This is a genomic window from Candidatus Neomarinimicrobiota bacterium, from assembly GCA_017656425.1.
Taxonomy (GTDB): domain Bacteria; phylum Fidelibacterota; class UBA2242; order UBA2242; family B5-G15; genus JACDNV01.
In genome coordinates this window covers 1-17,819 of the sequence record JACDNV010000011.1, presented here as the reverse complement: position 1 = coordinate 17,819, position 17,819 = coordinate 1, and the positions used below count along the sequence as shown (strand labels likewise).

Sequence of the window (17,819 nt, the reverse complement as noted above, 5' to 3'; positions counted from 1 at the left end):
GATGGATTTTTTAGAAATCGTTAAAAATTTTGAAAAAGTTAATGCACTTATAATTGGTGATTTTATACTTGATAAATATATCTGGGGCAGTGTAAGTAGAATTTCTCCTGAGGCACCTGTACCTATTGTTAAAGTAGAGAGTATTGAGTATAGACCGGGTGGAGCGGGTAATGTTGCTTTGAATATGAGAGCACTTGGTTGTAATGTAATGTGTATAGGATTGGCAGGTCATGATGAAAATTCAAAAATATTAAAGAAGCTTTTTGATAGAGCTGGTATAAAGACAAAAATATTTAGAGATAAAAGGATTACAACGGTTAAGACGAGGGTTATAGCACATAAGCAACAAGTGGTGCGTATCGATGAGGAAGAAGTTCGTTATGTTGAAGATAAAATTCAAAATGACATAATTAAGTTTATTAAGGATATAAGTGGTGGTCATGATGTAGCTGTTATTTCCGATTATGCAAAGGGATTAATGGCTCCTGAGCTCACAAAAGAAATTATTTCGATGTTAAGAGGCAAAGTACCGGTTGTGATAGATCCCAAGGGTGACAATTATAACAAGTACACTGGAGCTACGATCATAAAGCCTAATTTTAATGAGTTTAAGTGGGCTGTTTCGAAGCTTGATCTGACTATTAATGATATTAAGAAGTTTTCTACGTCATTAATAGACAAATATGAGCTTGATGGATTAGTTGTAACCCTTGGAGAAAATGGTGTCTTCATACAGAAAAAAGATGGGGAGTATAAGAGAATACCAACCCGTGCAAAGGAAGTGTATGATGTCAGTGGGGCCGGAGATACCTTTATTGGTACATTTTCGGCGGTTTTCGCCATTACTGGCGACTGTTTTATATCAGGTGAAATAGCGAACCTTGCATCTGGTATAGTAGTTGGAAAAATAGGTACAGCAACTGTCAATCAATTCGAGTTGATGAATGAGATGAAAAATGGTGCACTTAAAGATGTAACTTGATGCGCTGGAGGGCTATATATGTATGTAGTAACAGGTGGGGCAGGATTTATAGGCAGTAATATAGTTAAACTGCTAAACAATGAGGGAATCGATAATATAATTATAGTTGATGATTTAAAAGATGGATCTAAATTTGAGAATATAAGGACGGCAAGATTTTTCGATTATATGGACAAAGACGAATTTATAGAGTGCATTGAGAAAGAAAAAGCTGGCAATCAGATAAAAGTAATCTTTCATCAGGGGGCTTGTACCGATACAACCGAATATAATGGAAAATATATGTTAGATAACAATTATAATTATTCGAAAAAGTTATTAAACTATGCAATTTCAAGAGGCATCGATTTTATATATGCTTCAAGTGCTGCAGTATACGGAAAGAATAGAGATTCTAGAATAGATAGGGTTAATGAAGTTCCTGTAAATATTTATGGATTTTCGAAGCTTTTGTTCGATAATTATGTGCGCAGGATCATTAAAAATGTCGATATAACCTTAGTTGGGTTGAGATACTTTAATGTATATGGCCCAGGAGAAAGACATAAGGGTGAAATGTCGTCGATGGTATACCAGATATACAATCAGTTAAAAGGGGAAGGGGTAGTGAGGTTATTTGAAGGTTCCGATGGGTATGACCCAGGTGAACAATTGAGGGATTTTGTATATGTTGAAGATGTTGCAAAGGTGAATCTATTTTTTGCAATAAATTCTAACAAAAAGTATAAAGGTATTTTTAATGTGGGTACTGGTATAGCAAGGAGTTTTAATGAGGTTTTCAATATTTGGAAAAACATATTGGGTAAAGGTGAAGTAGAATACGTTCCATTTCCTCCAGGGCTAAAGGAAAAATACCAGAGTTTTACAAAGGCAGATTTAACTAATTTAAGAGAGGCTGGTTATCAGGATAAATTTACTCCTTTAGAACAGGGTATCAAGAAATATTATGAATGGCTACAGGTAAATGAAAATTAGGATATTTATTTTATGGCGATAAAAGGAAAGTATATAGTTATCACTGCTGATGTGATTAAATCTCGTGATGAGGGAAACCAGAACTATATTAAAAATTTACCGCGAAAGATAAAGAGTATAAATAAGAAGATAAAACCGATATCTGGTTTTGTGGTAACAAGGGGTGATGAAATACAGGGAGTATTGATGTCATGTCCCATTGAATTAGCATTTACCATACTGGCTGAGACTTATCCATTGGTGTTTCGCTTTGGAATTGGTATAGGACAGATTGATACAGAAATCAGGGAAAACCCTGGCGAGATGATGGGTTCTGCCTTTGAATATGCTCGCAGAGCTTTAGATGAGATAAAAAAGAAAAATTGTTATTTTAGAATTAAAGGTGATTTTAAAGAGGAATTTATTGACCTTATAAATAATAATCTTGTATTGATGTCTCAGATATTGAGGAGATGGGACGAATTGACCTTTCGAAGGTTTGTATTGTATAAACAATTAAGAAGTATAACAAAAGTCGCTGATGTTGAGAGAGTGTCCCCCGAATCAATAAATAAGTACATCAATAACTATTCAATAAGGCAGATTATAGATTCAATATTTACAATTGACAATGTGATTATTAAATAATTCAACCATATAAGGTTAAGTATTGTATTATTAACCATATAGGGTTGAAATATATGAGATACTTAAAGAAACTATATTGATAAAAGATAAGCTGGATTGAATTTACGCGTTGCAGTATGTCTGATCAGGTAATAAAATATTTTATATATTCTGTTGCATGGCTTCTAGTAGCGTTTGCAGGCTCTTTTTTTGTGAAGACAGTAATGAGGCCATTTAAAATAAATGATCTACCAAAGGGATTTGATAGTGCGGGAAAGTATATTGGTATAATAGAAAGAACTCTAATTTTTATTCTTTTAGTAATGGGAGAGCGGTCGCTGATAGGGTTTTTGCTAACAATGAAGGCAATCTATAGGTTCGGAGATATTTCTGGTGATAATAGAACAAAGATGAGGCTGACTGAGTATTTTCTAATTGGTACGCTTTTGAGTTTTCTCTGGGTTCTGGTTATGTATTTATTAACCTTAAAGATTGTTAGTTCGATTTGTTAGATTTATAACCGCAACGCATAGTATTTTAAAATGATATTTTTGTGGAAATTAAAGTGAGTAAATATAAACTGTTAACAAGCATACTATAAAGATATTGTTATGTAACTTAAAAAACATTGCTTTGGTAGATTCAAAATGTTTATTTTTACGGTGCATGAAAAATTGCTTATTTTAAAGAAAAAATGCAGAGCTTTTGTGGGGAATAATAAATGAGGTGAAAAATGAGAAAGGAAATTTATTTGTTATGCAATTTTTTTGTTATTATAATAGTTATGATACTCTATACTGGTTGTCAAAAAAATAGGAGGCATATTATGAAAGAGAAATTTGGGACATTCAATGGTAAAGATGTTTTCCTTTATACCTTGAAAAATAACAATGATATGGCTGTTAAGATTACAAATTATGGTGGTATTCTCGTTTCAATTTTTGTTCCCGATAAAAATGGGAAGTTGGTAGATGTTCTTGCGGGTTTTGATTCATTGGATGATTATATAGCAGATGATTCATTTTTTGGAATCGTAGTTGGCAGATTTGCAAATAGAATTAAAAAAGGACGGTTTACCCTTGATGGAAAAGAGTATCAATTAACAATAAATAATGGTGAAAATCATTTGCATGGAGGTAAAAATCATTTTGGGAAAAAGTTATGGGATGCCAGAACAGTATCTGATGATTCCTGTGTCTCTTTGGTTTTATCTCTCGATAGTCCTGATGGCGAAGAGGGGTATCCAGGGAATCTTCATGCGAAGGTTACATATTCTCTTTTTAAAGATCGGAATGAATTGAAAATATCATTTAAAGCAACGACAGATAAACCTACTATTGTAAATATGACAAGTCACGGGTACTTCAATTTAAGCGGTTCGTTTGATAATACAATCCTAAACCATCAATTGATGATAGATGCAGATTATTTTACTCCAACTAATAAGGAACTTATACCCACGGGTGAGTTAAGAGATGTTACCGGGACACCGATGGATTTCAGAAAGCCAAAACAAATCGGGCAGGATATTGATAAAGATTATGAACCGTTGAAATTTGCTGGTGGATATGATCATAATTGGGTTTTAAATAGTTATAACGGACAGATAAGAAAAGTAGTCGAGCTTTATTCTCCTGAGAGTGGAATTAACATGGAGTTGTTGACAGACCAGCCTGGAATTCAGTTTTATTCAGGAAATTTTCTGGACGGTACGAAGAAAGGCAAAGGTGGTGTGAAGTATAATTTTAGAACATCATTATGTCTGGAGCCCCAGAATTTTCCTGATGCACCTAACCATCCAAATTTTCCATCAGCTGTATTAAGACCAGGAGAGACATATACTCACACAACCATATTTAAATTTTCTGTAAAGTAGTTTATAAAACATAAAAAAACCTGGAGGTGTACAGTGAAGGCGTTATATCCCATTGACTGGTTAATTATATTTGCCTATTTTGCATTTATCCTTGGTATAGCATGGGTAGTAATGAAAAGGCAGAAAAAAACTGCCGATGACTATTTCTTAGCCGGTAGACACCTCGGTTGGTTCATAATAGGAGCTTCCATATTTGCCTCCAATATTGGCTCTGAACACATAGTTGGTCTGGCTGGTACTGGTGCGACCGATGGGGTTGCAATGGCACATTATGAGTTACATGCATGGTGTCTTCTGGTTCTTGCATGGGTTATGGTTCCTTTTTATATGAGATCAAAGGTCTTTACAACACCTGAGTTTCTTGAGAAAAGGTTTTCTCCTACTGCACGAACAGTATTATCGGGTATCTCTCTTATTGCTTATATATTGACTAAAATAGCTGTGGGTATTTTTGCAGGAGGTATTGTATTTTCTGTCTTATTGCCTGAAATAAGATTCCTTGGATTGGATAGTTTTTATATTGGTTCGCTTCTTGTGATATTGATTACTGGATTATATACAGTTTTAGGTGGTATGAGAGCTGTAGCATATACTGAAGCGATACAGACTATAATACTGATAATTGGTTCAGCACTCGTAACAATTTTTGGTTTGAAGTTTCTTGGTGGATGGGGAGAGATGAAAGCTATAGCCGGTTCTGAGATGTTCAATTTATGGAAACCGATTGTTCCTGATGGTGTGCAGGCTACATGGGCACCTGTAAAAGAGGTAACAAGGATGGCATGGTATTTTAACGATAATTATCCATGGGTTGGTATGCTTTTCTGTGCACCCATTGTTGGTCTGTGGTACTGGACAACAGATCAGTATATTGTACAGAGAGTTTTGACTGCACCAAATGAAAAGGTTGCAAGACGTGGATCAATTGCTGCTGCGTTTTTTAAACTTTTACCTGTTTTCATTTTTATCATACCGGGTATTATCTGCTATGCTATAGCTGTTAGTGGTAAAATTCCGGCATTTCAGCAGCACTTAATTGATGCTAATGGAAACATTATAAGGGACAGGGCTCAAGAAGCTTTTCCATTAATGGTAGCGAATATTTTACCTGTTGGTGTGAGAGGAATTGTTGTCGCCGGGCTTCTTGCAGCCTTGATGAGTTCGCTCGCAGGTGTATTTAATGCCAGCTCAACATTATTTACGATGGATTTTTATTCAAGGATAAGAAGAGGAGTATCTCAGGAGAGACTTGTATGGGTTGGTAGGATAGCAACGACAATTATGGTATTGATAGGTATATTATGGCTTCCTGTTATAAAGGGTAGCAAGGGACTTTATGATTATTTGCAGGGTGTACAAGCATATCTTGCACCTCCTATTTTTGTAGTATTTTTTATGGGAATATTTAGTAAAAGATTAAATGCTAAAGGTTGCCTGGCCGCTCTTGGGGTAGGATTTTTTCTTGGTCTGTTTCGACTTGCAATTGATACTCCAGTAAAATTAATCCCTGGTTTTGAATACCCTGAGGGCTCCTTTTTATGGATTATTAATAATATATTCTTTCAATATTATAGCTTATTCATTTTTTTAGTCAGTTTGATAGTAATGATTGTGGTAAGTTATTTGACGGAAAAACCAAATGAAAGCAAAATAACTGGTCTAACATATGCTACTGTGACGGAAGAACATAAAAAAGAGTCTCGTTCTAGCTGGAAATGGGGCGATGTATTGGCTTCAGCGTTGGTATTAGTAATTATACTTGCGGTTTATCTCTATTTTAGAGGATAAATTGATATTTTTATAAAGATGGAGAGGAATAAAAATGCCAAAGTATTCAATCGGACTGGATTTTGGCACTAATTCGGTCAGGTCTGTCATTGTAAACATCAATGACGGCGAAGAGGTAGCGACATACGTTTATGATTACCCATCTGGAGAAAATGGAGTTATTATCGATTCAAAAAATCCTGAACTTGCACGTCAAAACCCCGATGATTATTTAAAAGGAATTGAGGATACCATAAAAGAAAGTTTAAAAATAGCCAAGGAAAATGATAAAAATTTTAAAAATGAAGATGTTATAGGTATAGGTGTTGATACAACCGGTAGCAGTCCAATGCCAGTGGATGAAGATGGGGCCCCCCTTTGTTATTATGAGAAGTTTAAAAATAATCCCAACGCATATGTCTGGTTATGGAAAGATCATACAAGTCATAGAGAGGCCGGTTATATCACAGAAACTGCCAGAAAGTATAGACCTCAGTATCTTGCCAAGATAGGGGGTGTGTACTCATCAGAATGGTTCTGGAGCAAGATTTTACACTGCAAGAACATTGATCCTGAGGTTTTTGATGCTGCGTATAGCTGGGTGGAGATATGTGACTGGATACCTGCCAATCTTGTTGGTGATACAAAGCCAGGAAATATAAAAAGGAGTGTATGTGCTGCTGGACATAAAGCGATGTACAATAAGGAATGGGGAGGATTGCCTGATAAGGAATTTTTAAAGATCTTATCGCCCGGGCTTGAGAAATTAAGAGATAACCTTTATGAAGAAGCGTGTACATCGAATAATAGAATAGGTAATCTGTCAGGTTACTGGGTGGAAAAATTAGGACTAAGTGAAAATGTAACTGTAGCAGTTGGTGCTTTTGATGCTCATATGGGAGCTGTGGGAGCTGGAATAAAAGAAGAAACTTTAGTAAAGATAATTGGAACCAGTACCTGTGATATTATGATTTATCCTAAAAATAGAGAGCTCGCTGATATTCCCGGCGTTTGTGGTATTGTTGACGGTTCTGTAATAGAGAGATATTATGGAATAGAAGCCGGGCAGTCAGGTGTTGGTGATATCTTTTTATGGTTTGTAAACAATCTGGTCCCGGAGAGTTATGGATCTACAACTGCTGAAAAATTCAAGACTCTTAGTATGATGGCGGAAAAGATAAAACCTGGTGAAAGTGGCTTACTTGCTCTTGACTGGAATAATGGAAACAGGACTATACTGGTTGATGCTCGGCTCACCGGTCTCCTTGTGGGACAGACTCTTCATACTAAACCTCACGAAATTTATAGAGCGCTGATAGAAGCTACTGGATTTGGTGCATTGAGGATTATTGATAGGCTTGAAGAGTATGGAGTTGGAGTTAAAGATGTGATAAATTGTGGAGGATTGGCATTTAAGAATCCACTTTTAATGCAGATATATGCAGACATTATTGGTCGACCAATGAAGGTTACGAGAAGCGAACAAACCTGTGCCCTTGGTGCTGCGATTTTTGGTGCTGTGGCAGCCGGTAGCGAGGCGGGTGGATATGACTCTGTCTTTGAAGCGCAGAGTAAAATGTCAGGTACTAGTAAAGTATATCATCCCGATGTGGATAATAATAAAGTTTATAAAAGGCTGTATAAGCTCTATTGTCAATTGCATGATGCGTTTGGTACAAAAGAATTTGAAGGTAATCTGTATAGCATTATGAAGGAACTTCTAGAAATAAGGGACTCAATAAGGAAGGTAAACGATGCTTGAAAAGTTAAAAGAAGAAGTGTTAAAAGCTAATAAACTGATAAAAGAATATAATCTTGCAATCCTTACATGGGGAAACGTTAGTGGTATTGATAGAGAAAAAAACATGATTGTCATAAAGCCAAGCGGTGTGGACTATGATGATTTAACAGTTGATGATCTGGTAGTGGTCTCTCTTGATGCAAGGGTTGTCGAGGGAAAATTAAATCCTTCCACTGATTTAAAGACTCATATTGAGTTGTACAAATCTTTTCCAGAAATAGGTGGCGTTACACACACTCATAGTACTTATGCAGTAGTATTTGCTCAGGCAAATATGGAAATACCATGCCTTGGCACTACTCATGCGGATAATTTTTTTGGTTCAGTCCCATTAACCAGATATCTTACCGAAGCAGAGGTTTTTGAAGATTATGAAAGAAATACAGGAAAGGTAATTGTCGAAACAATGAAAAAGTATGATTTACATTCGAATCCAGGAATACTTGTCGCAGGTCATGGCCCATTTACATGGGGTAAAACACCTATTGAATCCGTTAAAAATAGTTTAATACTGGAAAAGATTGCTGAGATGGCTTTTAAAACTATGTTATTAAATCCAGATGTAAAAGATTTACCAGAATATGTAATAAAAAAACATTATTTAAGAAAACATGGTCCTGATTCTTATTATGGTCAAAAAAATAGATAAATGATAGGGGTTTGATATGATTGATTATAAGAATTTCAAAGTTTGGTTTGTTACAGGTAGTCAACATTTATACGGTGAGGAAACATTAAGGAAAGTTGAAGAGCATTCGCAAAGTATGGTAAATGAGTTAAATAAATCTAGTAAACTACCTGTTGAGCTTTTGTTTAAGTCGGTAGTTACAACTTCTGATGCTATAGAAAAGGTATGTCATGATGTGAATAGTCAAAAAGAGTGTGTTGGGGTAATTTTCTGGATGCACACATTTTCACCTGCAAAAATGTGGATAAGGGGACTAAATATTCTAAAAAAACCTATGCTTCATTTTCATACGCAATTCAACAGGGATATCCCCTGGGATACGATAGATATGGATTTTATGAACCTGAATCAATCTGCCCATGGTGATAGAGAGTTTGGATATATCTGTACAAGAATGGGAATAAGAAGGAAGGTTGTAACCGGTCACTGGCAGGATGATGAGACCCTGGGGAAGATTGCTATCTGGATGAGGGTAGCCGTTGCCTGGGCTGACATGCAGGGGATGAAAATAGCAAGATTTGGTGATAATATGAGAGATGTGGCTGTAACAGAAGGTGACAAGGTAGAAGCAGAGAAGGTATTTGGTATTTCGGTAAATGGATACGGTGTTGGTGATCTGGTAGAATATGTTAATAATGTAGATGAGAAAGAGATTCTGAACCTAATTGAAGAGTATAAAGAACAGTACGAGATAGATCAAAAACTTCTGGAAGGGGGAGAGAAGTATCAGAATTTGAAAGATGCAGCTCGAATTGAGATAGGACTGGAAAGGTTTTTAAAAGATGGTAATTTTAAAGCGTTTACAACAACATTTGAAAATTTGCATGGGCTTAAGCAATTACCCGGACTTGCAGTCCAGCGATTAATGGCGAAGGGATATGGGTTTGGTGCAGAAGGAGATTGGAAGACAGCGGCTATGGTAAGAGCTGTAAAAGTGATGTCAGATGGTCTAAACGGAGGTACAACATTTATGGAGGACTATACGTATCACTTAGAGCCGGGGAATATGATTGTTCTTGGAGCACACATGCTGGAGGTATGTGAATCAATTGCCAGTGAAAAGCCTCGAATAGAGATTTATCCGCTTTCTATTGGAGGAAAGGATGATCCACCAAGATTGATTTTTGATGCTGATGAGGGTGAAGCTATTAATGCATCATTAATAGACATAGGCGATAAATTCAGGTTGATAGTGAATGAAGTAAAGACAATAAAACCGCCAAGACCAATGCCTAGGTTACCTGTGGCAAGGGTATTCTGGATACCAAAACCGGATTTGAAGACAGCTGCTACCGCATGGATCTACGCTGGTGGAGCTCACCATACGGTTTTCAGTCAGGCAATTGACATTAACTACTTAGAGGATTTTGTTGAGATAGCGGGTATTGAGCTAGTAAAAATAGATGAAAATACAAAAGTTGAAGAAGTCAGATTTAGAACATAGATAATTAATTATTTTTTATTTTTAAGAATTAAAAAAAATAATTGACTATAATAAATTCATTAAATAATTTACTAGCGAATAAAGATAAAGCGGCTAATTAAATGGTTAAATATTTAAGATTCATTATCATTGGATTGTTTGTTTATGCTTCATTTTTACAACTATTACATGCTCAAGTGTGGTATTATAGTTTTGGAGTTGATACAGGAAGTTTTACTTCTGGTGAAGACACCACGTTTTTACCATCACCCGGGGCAAATGGCGGAACAGAGAGAGTCAGAGTTGGTAGTGGTGGAGGTGGATTTTATCTTGAAAATCCAGGTATAGCAGGATTTGGCTCCGAATCCGAGCTAAAGGGGGTAGCTTCCAGCTCTACATCATACAACAAATTCAGTGTTTATAATTATTCACCAGGGAATAGCTTCACAATCAAATTTTTGATTCGTTTCAGTGGTGGAACCGGTGGGAAGTGGTATTTTTTTCAGGGGGATGGAAATTGTTATTCAAATAATAGCAGTTTCTCTACTGATATGGTTTTTACAGGTCTTCGTTTTGATTATATAACTGATAGTACTGTATGTGTATATTACAGAGATAGTGATAGCTGGAAAAAATTGAGTGGGGTAACGTTAAATCAAAATACGAATTATGTAATAGAAATATGGGGAAATAATTCATCCAGCACAAAAAATTATAACTACAATGGAGTACAAGCTGTTGCACCTAATAAATATGATTTATGGGTAAATGGCGAGCTTATCGGGGATGACTTACCTAAGGGTGGGCTCTTAGATGGTGCAAGTATAGATTCATGGATGTTTTATGGAGGAAGTAGTGAAGGTAATAAAGCGTGTATTCATCTGGATGATATTTATTATGCAAATTTCATATATACCGACGGTTCATTGCCTGTAATGATCTCATATTTTAATGTGAAATATATTGAACCTGATATTAAACTGGAATGGATAACTGAGTCAGAAATTGATAATTTAGGATTTAAAATTTACAGGAGTATAAATGATTCTGAATTTAAAATGATGGCAAGTTTTGCTGATTATGATGAGCTTACTGGACATGGTACGTGCTCATATCCAAATAACTATACTTTTACTGACAGAAATGTTACAAAAGGTAGTACATACAGTTATCTTTTAAGCAGTGTTGATTACGATGGCAAAGAAACAAAGTATATTGATATAGTTCGAACTATTGTAGTTCCATCCAATGATACGAACACAATAGATAATTCATATAATATAGAAATATATCCCAATCCAGCAAATATATTTTTTAATTTGAATATAAAATTAGAAAGACAGTCACGAGTATCAATTTCAATATATGATATTAGAGGATGTCTGATAAGACTTCTTACGAATACGGAGTTATCCTCTTATACCAATACATTTAGATTCGATTGTGGTTATTTGCAATCAGGGGTGTATTTATTAAGAATTGATTTAGAAGGTATAAGTGTAGTAAGGAAAATTCTTGTTATAAAATGAATTTATTTGGTTTTCTTTCATATTTGAAATTATTTCAATATAGTTATAATGTCTTAATATATATTAAAATTCATTTTAGATCACAAAATGTGTAATTATTTGATATAAATCACAGCTTTGATCTTCCCAGACTAAAAATATAAAATCAACATTTTTTTTACGAGAATATGGTATTAAATTATTGTCGTAATTGATAAATAGAGCAGGATTTAGAAGCGGTAAGTTTGTAAGGGATAAATAGTTTAAATTGAATTGAGTCACCTGTGACTGAGGTGGCGAAGCCGTAAAAGATAATGTAAAATGTAGAATTGAGAATTGAGAATTAGGGGAAGAAGGTAGTTGAGAGATAATCTGGTAGTGAATAAGAGTTATGAGTTTGCATTGGAGGTGATAAGGGTTTATAAATTTTTGGTTGAGAATAGAAGAGAGTTTGTACTTTCAAAGCAGCTTTTGAGGTCTGGAACATCAATAGGTGCGAATGTTGAGGAAGCTGAGTCAGCGCAGAGTAAGAGAGATTTTTTAGCTAAAATGAATATAGCATTAAAGGAAGCAAAAGAAACTAGATACTGGCTGAGGTTATTGAAAGATTCTGGATATATTGATGGTTCAGAAATTTTTGAAAGAGTTGAGGAACTCTGTATGATATTGTCATCAATAGTAAAAACAACATCAAACAGCGTGAAATGATTGAGAATGTAGAATTGAGAATTAAGAATATAAGGTTGAAGTTAGTTGAACAAGCCTGCAAGCCTGTTTCATCTCATCTCATCTCATCTCAAAGAGATCCCTATGGGAAAGAGATCCCTCTGGAAAAGAGATCCTCAAAATGAGTTCTACGGACCTTCGGGACTTGCGGAAAGAATCTCGAACTCTCATAATGTCGGACGTTGAACTTTTTTCAAAACGAATTCCTTGTGATGTTTTATCGGGCTAAAAGGAGGAGAGGATGAAAATAAAAGTTTATTTAGAGCCAAGTGAGGATGGTGGATACACTGTGATAGTGCCCTCTTTGCCCGGATGTATTTCTGAGGGAGACACAAGAGAGGAAGCTATAAAAAACATAAAAGAAGCAATCGAGCTATATCTGGAATCGGTAGAGGATGATGTATTAACTGTTTCGGGGGCCGAGGAATTGGAATTAGCTATATGAGCAAGGTTCCAAGTCTTAATTATGATAAAGTTATAAAGGCGTTACAGAGAGATGGTTGGGTTATAGTTCGGAGGAGGAGTTATCATATTAGGCTGCAGAAACGCGAAGGGAGTAAAGTATTAAAATTAATCGTTCCTGCTCATAAGCCTATAAAGAGGTCTACATTAGCACATATATTAAAACAAGCAAGACTTTCGGTTGATAAGTTTATAAGGAAATTGTGACTCTATGTGTTCGATGTTCAATGTTCGAAGTTCAAGTTTCTGCCACGCTCAGCCGGCAAGCGAGCCAGAGAGCAAGCTAGCAAGCCTATCAGCCTGCAAGCCTGTCTCATCTCATCTCATCTCAAAGTGATCCCTATGGGAAAGAGATCCCTCTGGAAAAGAGACCCTCCAAAGGAGTTCTACGAACCTTCGGGGCAAGCGGAAAAAATCTCGAACGTTGAACTCAGTAACGTTAAACAGGCTTAAATACATAACCATCTGCTCCGCTGACCTGTCTGTTGGCAGGCAGATACTTCAGAGGGCGGGTGGGTATGGTTGCTGACAATAGTAATAAGTAGAGGGAAGTTATGAAGTATCGAGTCATTATTGAGCAGGACGAAGATGGAATGTTTGTAGCGGAGGTCACTTCTCTACCTGGCTGTATTTCTCAAGGGAAGACACGTGCAGAGGTTTTGGAAAATATTCAAGAAGCGATAGAAGTCTATATTGAAAGTCTGAAGGCTCATGATGAACCTATCCCACCTCCCATAGATGAAGAAATTGTAGATGTTATTGTATGAGTACGCTTCCGCGGATATCAGGACGTGAAGTGGTGGCAGCTTTGCGGAAGATAGGTTATGAAAAAGATAGACAAAAAGGCAGCCGCATAGTGTTTTACGACAAGTTGTGTATCCGCATAGACGAGTTGTTGTTCCAGATCATCATGAGTTAGCAAAGGGTACATTGCGAAAGATCATAAAACGAGCTGGATTAACTGTTGAAGAGTTCAAGCAACTTTTATAAAACTGATATATTGCTTACTTATCAAGACGCTGAATAACTGCTGTTTTGTTCCATGCCTGAGCTCGGAGTTCAAAGTTACAAAGTTTAAAGTTCAAGGTCCAAGATCAAAGTTCCGAAGTTCAAAGTAAAGGTTTGATGTTTTACGTTCTAAGTTTGCGCAGGTAGTAACATTGAACTTCATAACGTTGAACGTTGAACTTTTAAAACATCGAACTCTGAAAGTAGTGTTGAACAGAAAGTAAGAGGGATATAGTACTTTGTGAAGATTAAATTTTCTCGTCATGCGAAGAGAAGGGGGAAATTGTATAAGATTTCAGAAAGAACAATCAAAGAAATTCTCGAGAAAAAGAAATTGATTCAGGGCAATCAAGAGATTGTGGAATATGTTCGAGGGTTCAAATATCCATTGAAAATTGTCGTTTCTGTGGAAGATGATATAGTAACTGTAATAACAAGTTATCCTGTAAAGAAAGGGAGAAAGAAATGAAAGTATACTACGATGATGAAGTAGATGCATTGTATCTGAAGCTGAGTGATGAAACTCCAGAAGGGGTTATAGAAATTGATGAGGGTATCAATATAGATACAACCTCTGACAATAGAATTGTAGGTATTGAAATTCTCAACGCTTCGAAAAGAATGGATTTAAAGACGGTACTATCTTATTCAGTTGAATTTGAAAAAGAATTAATAACTCAAAAAGCTGCTTAACACGCCATTGTGGAGGACGGTGTGACGCCACAGCTGAGTTCAAGGTTCAAGGTTTTAAATTTGTGCAGGTAGTAACATTGAACTTCATAACGTTGAACGTTGAACTTTTCTAACGTCGAACTATCTAACATTGAACTCTCAAACGTCGAACGTTGAACTCTTTTAACCTCGATCTCCTGGGTCTGTTAAATTTTGTGTTGAGATTTTGATAGGTGATGAATGAAAGAGAAATCATCCCATCCTGTCATTGCGAGCGAGCGTGAGCGAAGCGTGGCAATCTCTCCTGGTTGAGGTGGTTATGGTATGTTTTGAGTGCCAGGCTTCTTTTGAAGTAGATTGCTTCGTCGTCCCAATGGGACTCCTCGCAATGACACGCGGGGGTTATTGCAAACAAGGATCTGGGTTCAAGGTTCGGGGTTTTACGTTCTAAATTTGCGCAGGTAGTAACATTGAACTTCATAACGTTGAACGTTGAACTTTTCTAACGTCGAACTCTTTAAACGGGGTAGCCCCATGAGAGAGATTTTGAAGAGAATAATCAGAGAGTTTCACGTAGGTGATTTTCCTGAGCTGAAAAGAAGAAAAGTTGCTGTACCGGTGGATACAGGTAAGATTATTTCAATAACGGGGCCAAGAAGATCGGGTAAGACATACCTTTTGTTCCAGACGATGAGGGACTTGATAAGTAGGGGTATAGAGAAGAAACGGATACTTTATATAAACTTTGAAGATGAGAGGTTATTGCTTGAGAGTTTTGATTACGATGATATTTTTATCGCGTACAAAGAGTTGTATCATGATGTAAAGGATGCTGAGATTTTTGTTTTCTTCGATGAGATTCAGAACCTGAAGAACTGGGAAAAATTTGTCCGAAGGGTGTATGATACCAGAACAAAGAATATTTTTATCACGGGCTCAAATTCGAGAGTTTTAAGTAGAGAAATATCAGCGTCCTTAAGGGGGAGAGCAATAACGATTGAAAATCTGCCTCTCTCTTTCAGAGAGTTTTTGACATTTAAAGGAGTTGAGGTGGATTTATATTCGAGTAAAGGTATTTCAGAGGTAAACAGGATGTTTGAGGAATACCTTTTATGGGGTGGATATCCGGAAATAGTGAATTTTGATAAGAGTTTGAAGCTGAGGGTATTGCAGGAGTATCTTAACTTAATGCTCTACAGGGATATAATAGAGAAGTATCGGATCAGAAATAGTTATATCCTGAAATATATGATTAAGAGGTTGTTTGGCAATTTTACCAGAGAGTTTTCGGTGAATAAGATTTTTAATGAGTTGAAATCTCGGGGAATTTCTATAGGTAAAAATATTCTTTATGAGTTTATAGAGTATATAGCAGATAACTATGTTGCCGCAGTGGTAGGAAAATATGAGCCTTCAGTTGTTAAACAGGAAATGAGCAACAAAAAAATTTATTTTTATGATAATGGTCTATATACGGCAAATTCTATTTCTCTGGAAGATGAAAAAGGTAAATTGCTCGAGAATATGGTTTTTACTGAGCTTTGCAGAAGAGGGGGGAAAGTGTACTTCTATAAGAATAATTTTGAATGTGATTTTCTGGTTGAGGAGTTTAAGCGACTTGTTCCGGTGCAGGTTACGCTTAGCTGGAATCCGGATATTAGAGAAAGAGAGATTTCAGGGTTATTGAAAACGATGAATGTATTTGGAATCAAAGAGGGGCTAATTGTGAGTTTAGATGGGGAAGCGGAGGAAATTATTGGAGATAAGAAGGTAAAGGTAGTCTCTGTGTTGAAATGGCTTTTATCATAAATTTCCTTTTCATAAGGAAAATATGGTATAAAATTTTCTTTAAAATAAGGAATATTTAGGAAAGTATTGGTCAGATTCTTCAAGGTTCGAGGTTCGAAGTTCAAGGTTCAAAGTGCAAAGTTCAAAGTTCGAAGTTCAAGGTTCAAAGTTCAAAGTTCAAAGTTCAAGGTTCCAAAGTTCAAGGTTCAAGGTTTTACGTTCTAAGTTTGCGCAGGTAGTAACATTGAACTCTCAAACGTCGAACGTCGAACTCTTAAAACATTGAACTTCCTAACGTTGAACGTTGAACTTTTTAATGTTGAACTCTCTTGATGTTGAACTTTCCTTAACATCTAGGTAATCCCGCCAGTAGCACTAATTGTAAATGTAGAGTATAAAAACGGGATTGATTATTTGTTAGTTTTTAGAGTAAAAACCCCTCTGAACAAGGCTGTAAGACTGGATAGTAATCAATGGAATAGAATAATTAGCGAAAAACATCCAGTGATGGCCGATTATTTTCAAGAGATAAAAGATACTTTAAAGGAAAGGACCCGGATATGGTGCGACTAAGTAAATGGGACAAATCAGTGCAACTTTATTATAAAAGGTTGGTAAAACATTTTTTATGCGTTGTGGTGAAAATAGAAAATTCGACAGGATTTGTGATAACAACGTATTTGACTAATAAAATAAAAGTTGGGGAGGAGTTATGGAGAAAATAAGAATATTTTATGATCATAAAGGGAATACTCTCAATGTATGGTTTGATGATCCTGAGAAAGAGATGTTTTCAGAAGAAACAGAAGCAGAAGTGATTTTGGTAAAAGACAAAAATGGGAGGGTGATAGGTTTCGAGATATTGAATTTTATCAGCGATCCCACCCGGGAGGATATAAGAATTCCTGTAGAGGTATTAATGGGGTGAATTAGAAGTCTGAGAATATGGCTTAGTACCTCCCGCCAGGGACGCGACGAGAAATGAAAGATGGAGATGACCAGAAGATGGTTCAAAGTTCAAAGTTCTATGTTTAAGGTTCGGGGTTTTACGTTCTAAATTTGTGCAGGTAGTAACATTGAACTCTAAAACGTCGAACGTTGAACTCTTTTAACCTCGAACTCCTGGTTCTGTTAAATTTTCTATTGAGATTTTGATAGGTGATGAATGAAGGAGAAATCATCCCATCCTGTCGTTGCGAGCGAGCGTGAGCGAAGCGTGGCAATCTCTCCTGGTTGAGGTGGTTATGGTATGTTTTGAGTGCCAGGCTTCTTTTGAAGCAGATTGCTTCGTCGTCCCAATGGGACTCCTCGCAATGACACGCGGGGGTTGTTGCAAGCAAGGATCTGGTTTCAAGGTTCGGGGTTTTACGTTCTAAATTTGTGCAGGTAGTAACATTGAACTCTAAAACGTCGAACGTTGAACTCTTTAACGTTGAACATTGAACTTTTTTAACGTTGAACTATTTAACATTGAACTCTCTTAACATTGAACTTTCCTAACGTTGAACTTTCTACTTTTATCAATTATGATTTTGTT

18 protein-coding genes and 1 pseudogene are annotated in these 17,819 nt (G+C 36.2%); all 19 read left to right on the top strand.

The window, feature by feature from the left end:
- The first annotated feature begins 1 nt into the window (after window position 1).
- Window positions 2-982 (top strand): D-glycero-beta-D-manno-heptose-7-phosphate kinase, encoded by a 981-nt coding sequence (locus tag H0Z29_08555; GenBank protein MBO8131547.1) that lies wholly within the window; start codon window positions 2-4, stop codon window positions 980-982.
- A gap of 18 nt (window positions 983-1,000) precedes the next feature.
- A complete protein-coding gene (rfaD, locus tag H0Z29_08550; protein MBO8131546.1) occupies window positions 1,001-1,957 on the top strand; it encodes an ADP-glyceromanno-heptose 6-epimerase in 957 nt (318 codons plus the stop codon).
- 12 nt (window positions 1,958-1,969) lie between these two features.
- Window positions 1,970-2,584 (top strand): hypothetical protein, encoded by a 615-nt coding sequence (locus tag H0Z29_08545; protein MBO8131545.1) that lies wholly within the window; start codon window positions 1,970-1,972, stop codon window positions 2,582-2,584.
- Window positions 2,585-2,700: 116 nt separating this feature from the next.
- Entirely contained in the window at window positions 2,701-3,075 is a 375-nt protein-coding gene (locus H0Z29_08540; GenBank protein MBO8131544.1) for a hypothetical protein, read from the top strand.
- 221 nt (window positions 3,076-3,296) lie between these two features.
- A complete protein-coding gene (locus H0Z29_08535) occupies window positions 3,297-4,439 on the top strand; it encodes a galactose mutarotase (protein ID MBO8131543.1) in 1,143 nt (380 codons plus the stop codon).
- A 111-nt stretch (window positions 4,440-4,550) separates the two neighbouring features.
- Window positions 4,551-6,227: a sodium/solute symporter gene (locus H0Z29_08530; GenBank protein ID MBO8131542.1), complete on the top strand. Its 1,677-nt coding sequence runs from the start codon at window positions 4,551-4,553 to the stop codon at window positions 6,225-6,227.
- 34 nt (window positions 6,228-6,261) lie between these two features.
- Window positions 6,262-7,968, top strand: a complete 1,707-nt coding sequence (locus H0Z29_08525) for a ribulokinase (GenBank protein ID MBO8131541.1) — start codon at window positions 6,262-6,264, stop codon at window positions 7,966-7,968.
- Window positions 7,961-8,656, top strand: a complete 696-nt coding sequence (araD, locus tag H0Z29_08520) for an L-ribulose-5-phosphate 4-epimerase AraD (GenBank protein ID MBO8131540.1) — start codon at window positions 7,961-7,963, stop codon at window positions 8,654-8,656. The genes H0Z29_08525 and araD overlap by 8 nt, the downstream gene beginning before the upstream one ends.
- A gap of 16 nt (window positions 8,657-8,672) precedes the next feature.
- Window positions 8,673-10,139: an L-arabinose isomerase gene (araA, locus tag H0Z29_08515; protein ID MBO8131539.1), complete on the top strand. Its 1,467-nt coding sequence runs from the start codon at window positions 8,673-8,675 to the stop codon at window positions 10,137-10,139.
- A gap of 101 nt (window positions 10,140-10,240) precedes the next feature.
- The gene (locus H0Z29_08510; protein MBO8131538.1) at window positions 10,241-11,647 is read left to right on the top strand and encodes a T9SS type A sorting domain-containing protein; all 1,407 of its coding nucleotides are present in this window, start codon (window positions 10,241-10,243) and stop codon (window positions 11,645-11,647) included.
- A gap of 339 nt (window positions 11,648-11,986) precedes the next feature.
- Window positions 11,987-12,334, top strand: coding sequence for a four helix bundle protein (locus H0Z29_08505; protein MBO8131537.1), 348 nt, complete (start codon window positions 11,987-11,989; stop codon window positions 12,332-12,334).
- Window positions 12,335-12,593: 259 nt separating this feature from the next.
- Window positions 12,594-12,797 carry a type II toxin-antitoxin system HicB family antitoxin gene (locus H0Z29_08500; GenBank protein ID MBO8131536.1) on the top strand — a complete coding sequence of 68 codons (204 nt, stop codon included), beginning with the start codon at window positions 12,594-12,596 and terminating at the stop codon, window positions 12,795-12,797.
- Window positions 12,794-13,021 (top strand): type II toxin-antitoxin system HicA family toxin, encoded by a 228-nt coding sequence (locus H0Z29_08495; GenBank protein ID MBO8131535.1) that lies wholly within the window; start codon window positions 12,794-12,796, stop codon window positions 13,019-13,021. The genes H0Z29_08500 and H0Z29_08495 overlap by 4 nt, the downstream gene beginning before the upstream one ends.
- A gap of 347 nt (window positions 13,022-13,368) precedes the next feature.
- Window positions 13,369-13,581 carry a type II toxin-antitoxin system HicB family antitoxin gene (locus H0Z29_08490; GenBank protein ID MBO8131534.1) on the top strand — a complete coding sequence of 71 codons (213 nt, stop codon included), beginning with the start codon at window positions 13,369-13,371 and terminating at the stop codon, window positions 13,579-13,581.
- Window positions 13,578-13,804: pseudogene (locus H0Z29_08485) on the top strand (type II toxin-antitoxin system HicA family toxin). Before H0Z29_08490 ends, H0Z29_08485 begins: the two are co-directional and overlap by 4 nt.
- A 259-nt stretch (window positions 13,805-14,063) precedes the next feature.
- Window positions 14,064-14,291, top strand: coding sequence for a DUF4258 domain-containing protein (locus tag H0Z29_08480; GenBank protein ID MBO8131533.1), 228 nt, complete (start codon window positions 14,064-14,066; stop codon window positions 14,289-14,291).
- The gene (locus H0Z29_08475) at window positions 14,288-14,515 is read left to right on the top strand and encodes a DUF2283 domain-containing protein (protein MBO8131532.1); all 228 of its coding nucleotides are present in this window, start codon (window positions 14,288-14,290) and stop codon (window positions 14,513-14,515) included. Before H0Z29_08480 ends, H0Z29_08475 begins: the two co-directional genes overlap by 4 nt.
- Window positions 14,516-15,028: 513 nt before the next feature.
- Window positions 15,029-16,303 (top strand): ATP-binding protein, encoded by a 1,275-nt coding sequence (locus H0Z29_08470; protein MBO8131531.1) that lies wholly within the window; start codon window positions 15,029-15,031, stop codon window positions 16,301-16,303.
- 691 nt (window positions 16,304-16,994) lie between these two features.
- Window positions 16,995-17,210, top strand: a complete 216-nt coding sequence (locus H0Z29_08465) for a DUF2283 domain-containing protein (protein ID MBO8131530.1) — start codon at window positions 16,995-16,997, stop codon at window positions 17,208-17,210.
- The last annotated feature ends 609 nt before the right edge of the window (window positions 17,211-17,819 follow it).

What these genes read in the sequence shown, in the direction of transcription:
- H0Z29_08510 (MBO8131538.1), top strand. Translation starts at nt 10,241, where the DNA reads ATGGTTAAATATTTAAGATTCATTATCATTGGATTGTTTGTTTATGCT.
- H0Z29_08490 (MBO8131534.1), top strand. Translation starts at nt 13,369, where the DNA reads ATGAAGTATCGAGTCATTATTGAGCAGGACGAAGATGGAATGTTTGTA.
- H0Z29_08530 (MBO8131542.1), top strand. Translation starts at nt 4,551, where the DNA reads ATGAAAAGGCAGAAAAAAACTGCCGATGACTATTTCTTAGCCGGTAGA.
- H0Z29_08465 (MBO8131530.1), top strand. Translation starts at nt 16,995, where the DNA reads ATGGAGAAAATAAGAATATTTTATGATCATAAAGGGAATACTCTCAAT.
- araA (MBO8131539.1), top strand. Translation starts at nt 8,673, where the DNA reads ATGATTGATTATAAGAATTTCAAAGTTTGGTTTGTTACAGGTAGTCAA.
- H0Z29_08555 (MBO8131547.1), top strand. Translation starts at nt 2, where the DNA reads ATGGATTTTTTAGAAATCGTTAAAAATTTTGAAAAAGTTAATGCACTT.
- H0Z29_08500 (MBO8131536.1), top strand. Translation starts at nt 12,594, where the DNA reads ATGAAAATAAAAGTTTATTTAGAGCCAAGTGAGGATGGTGGATACACT.
- H0Z29_08525 (MBO8131541.1), top strand. Translation starts at nt 6,262, where the DNA reads ATGCCAAAGTATTCAATCGGACTGGATTTTGGCACTAATTCGGTCAGG.
- H0Z29_08470 (MBO8131531.1), top strand. Translation starts at nt 15,029, where the DNA reads ATGAGAGAGATTTTGAAGAGAATAATCAGAGAGTTTCACGTAGGTGAT.
- H0Z29_08540 (MBO8131544.1), top strand. Translation starts at nt 2,701, where the DNA reads ATGTCTGATCAGGTAATAAAATATTTTATATATTCTGTTGCATGGCTT.
- H0Z29_08475 (MBO8131532.1), top strand. Translation starts at nt 14,288, where the DNA reads ATGAAAGTATACTACGATGATGAAGTAGATGCATTGTATCTGAAGCTG.
- H0Z29_08535 (MBO8131543.1), top strand. Translation starts at nt 3,297, where the DNA reads ATGAGAAAGGAAATTTATTTGTTATGCAATTTTTTTGTTATTATAATA.
- H0Z29_08545 (MBO8131545.1), top strand. Translation starts at nt 1,970, where the DNA reads ATGGCGATAAAAGGAAAGTATATAGTTATCACTGCTGATGTGATTAAA.
- rfaD (MBO8131546.1), top strand. Translation starts at nt 1,001, where the DNA reads ATGTATGTAGTAACAGGTGGGGCAGGATTTATAGGCAGTAATATAGTT.
- H0Z29_08495 (MBO8131535.1), top strand. Translation starts at nt 12,794, where the DNA reads ATGAGCAAGGTTCCAAGTCTTAATTATGATAAAGTTATAAAGGCGTTA.
- araD (MBO8131540.1), top strand. Translation starts at nt 7,961, where the DNA reads ATGCTTGAAAAGTTAAAAGAAGAAGTGTTAAAAGCTAATAAACTGATA.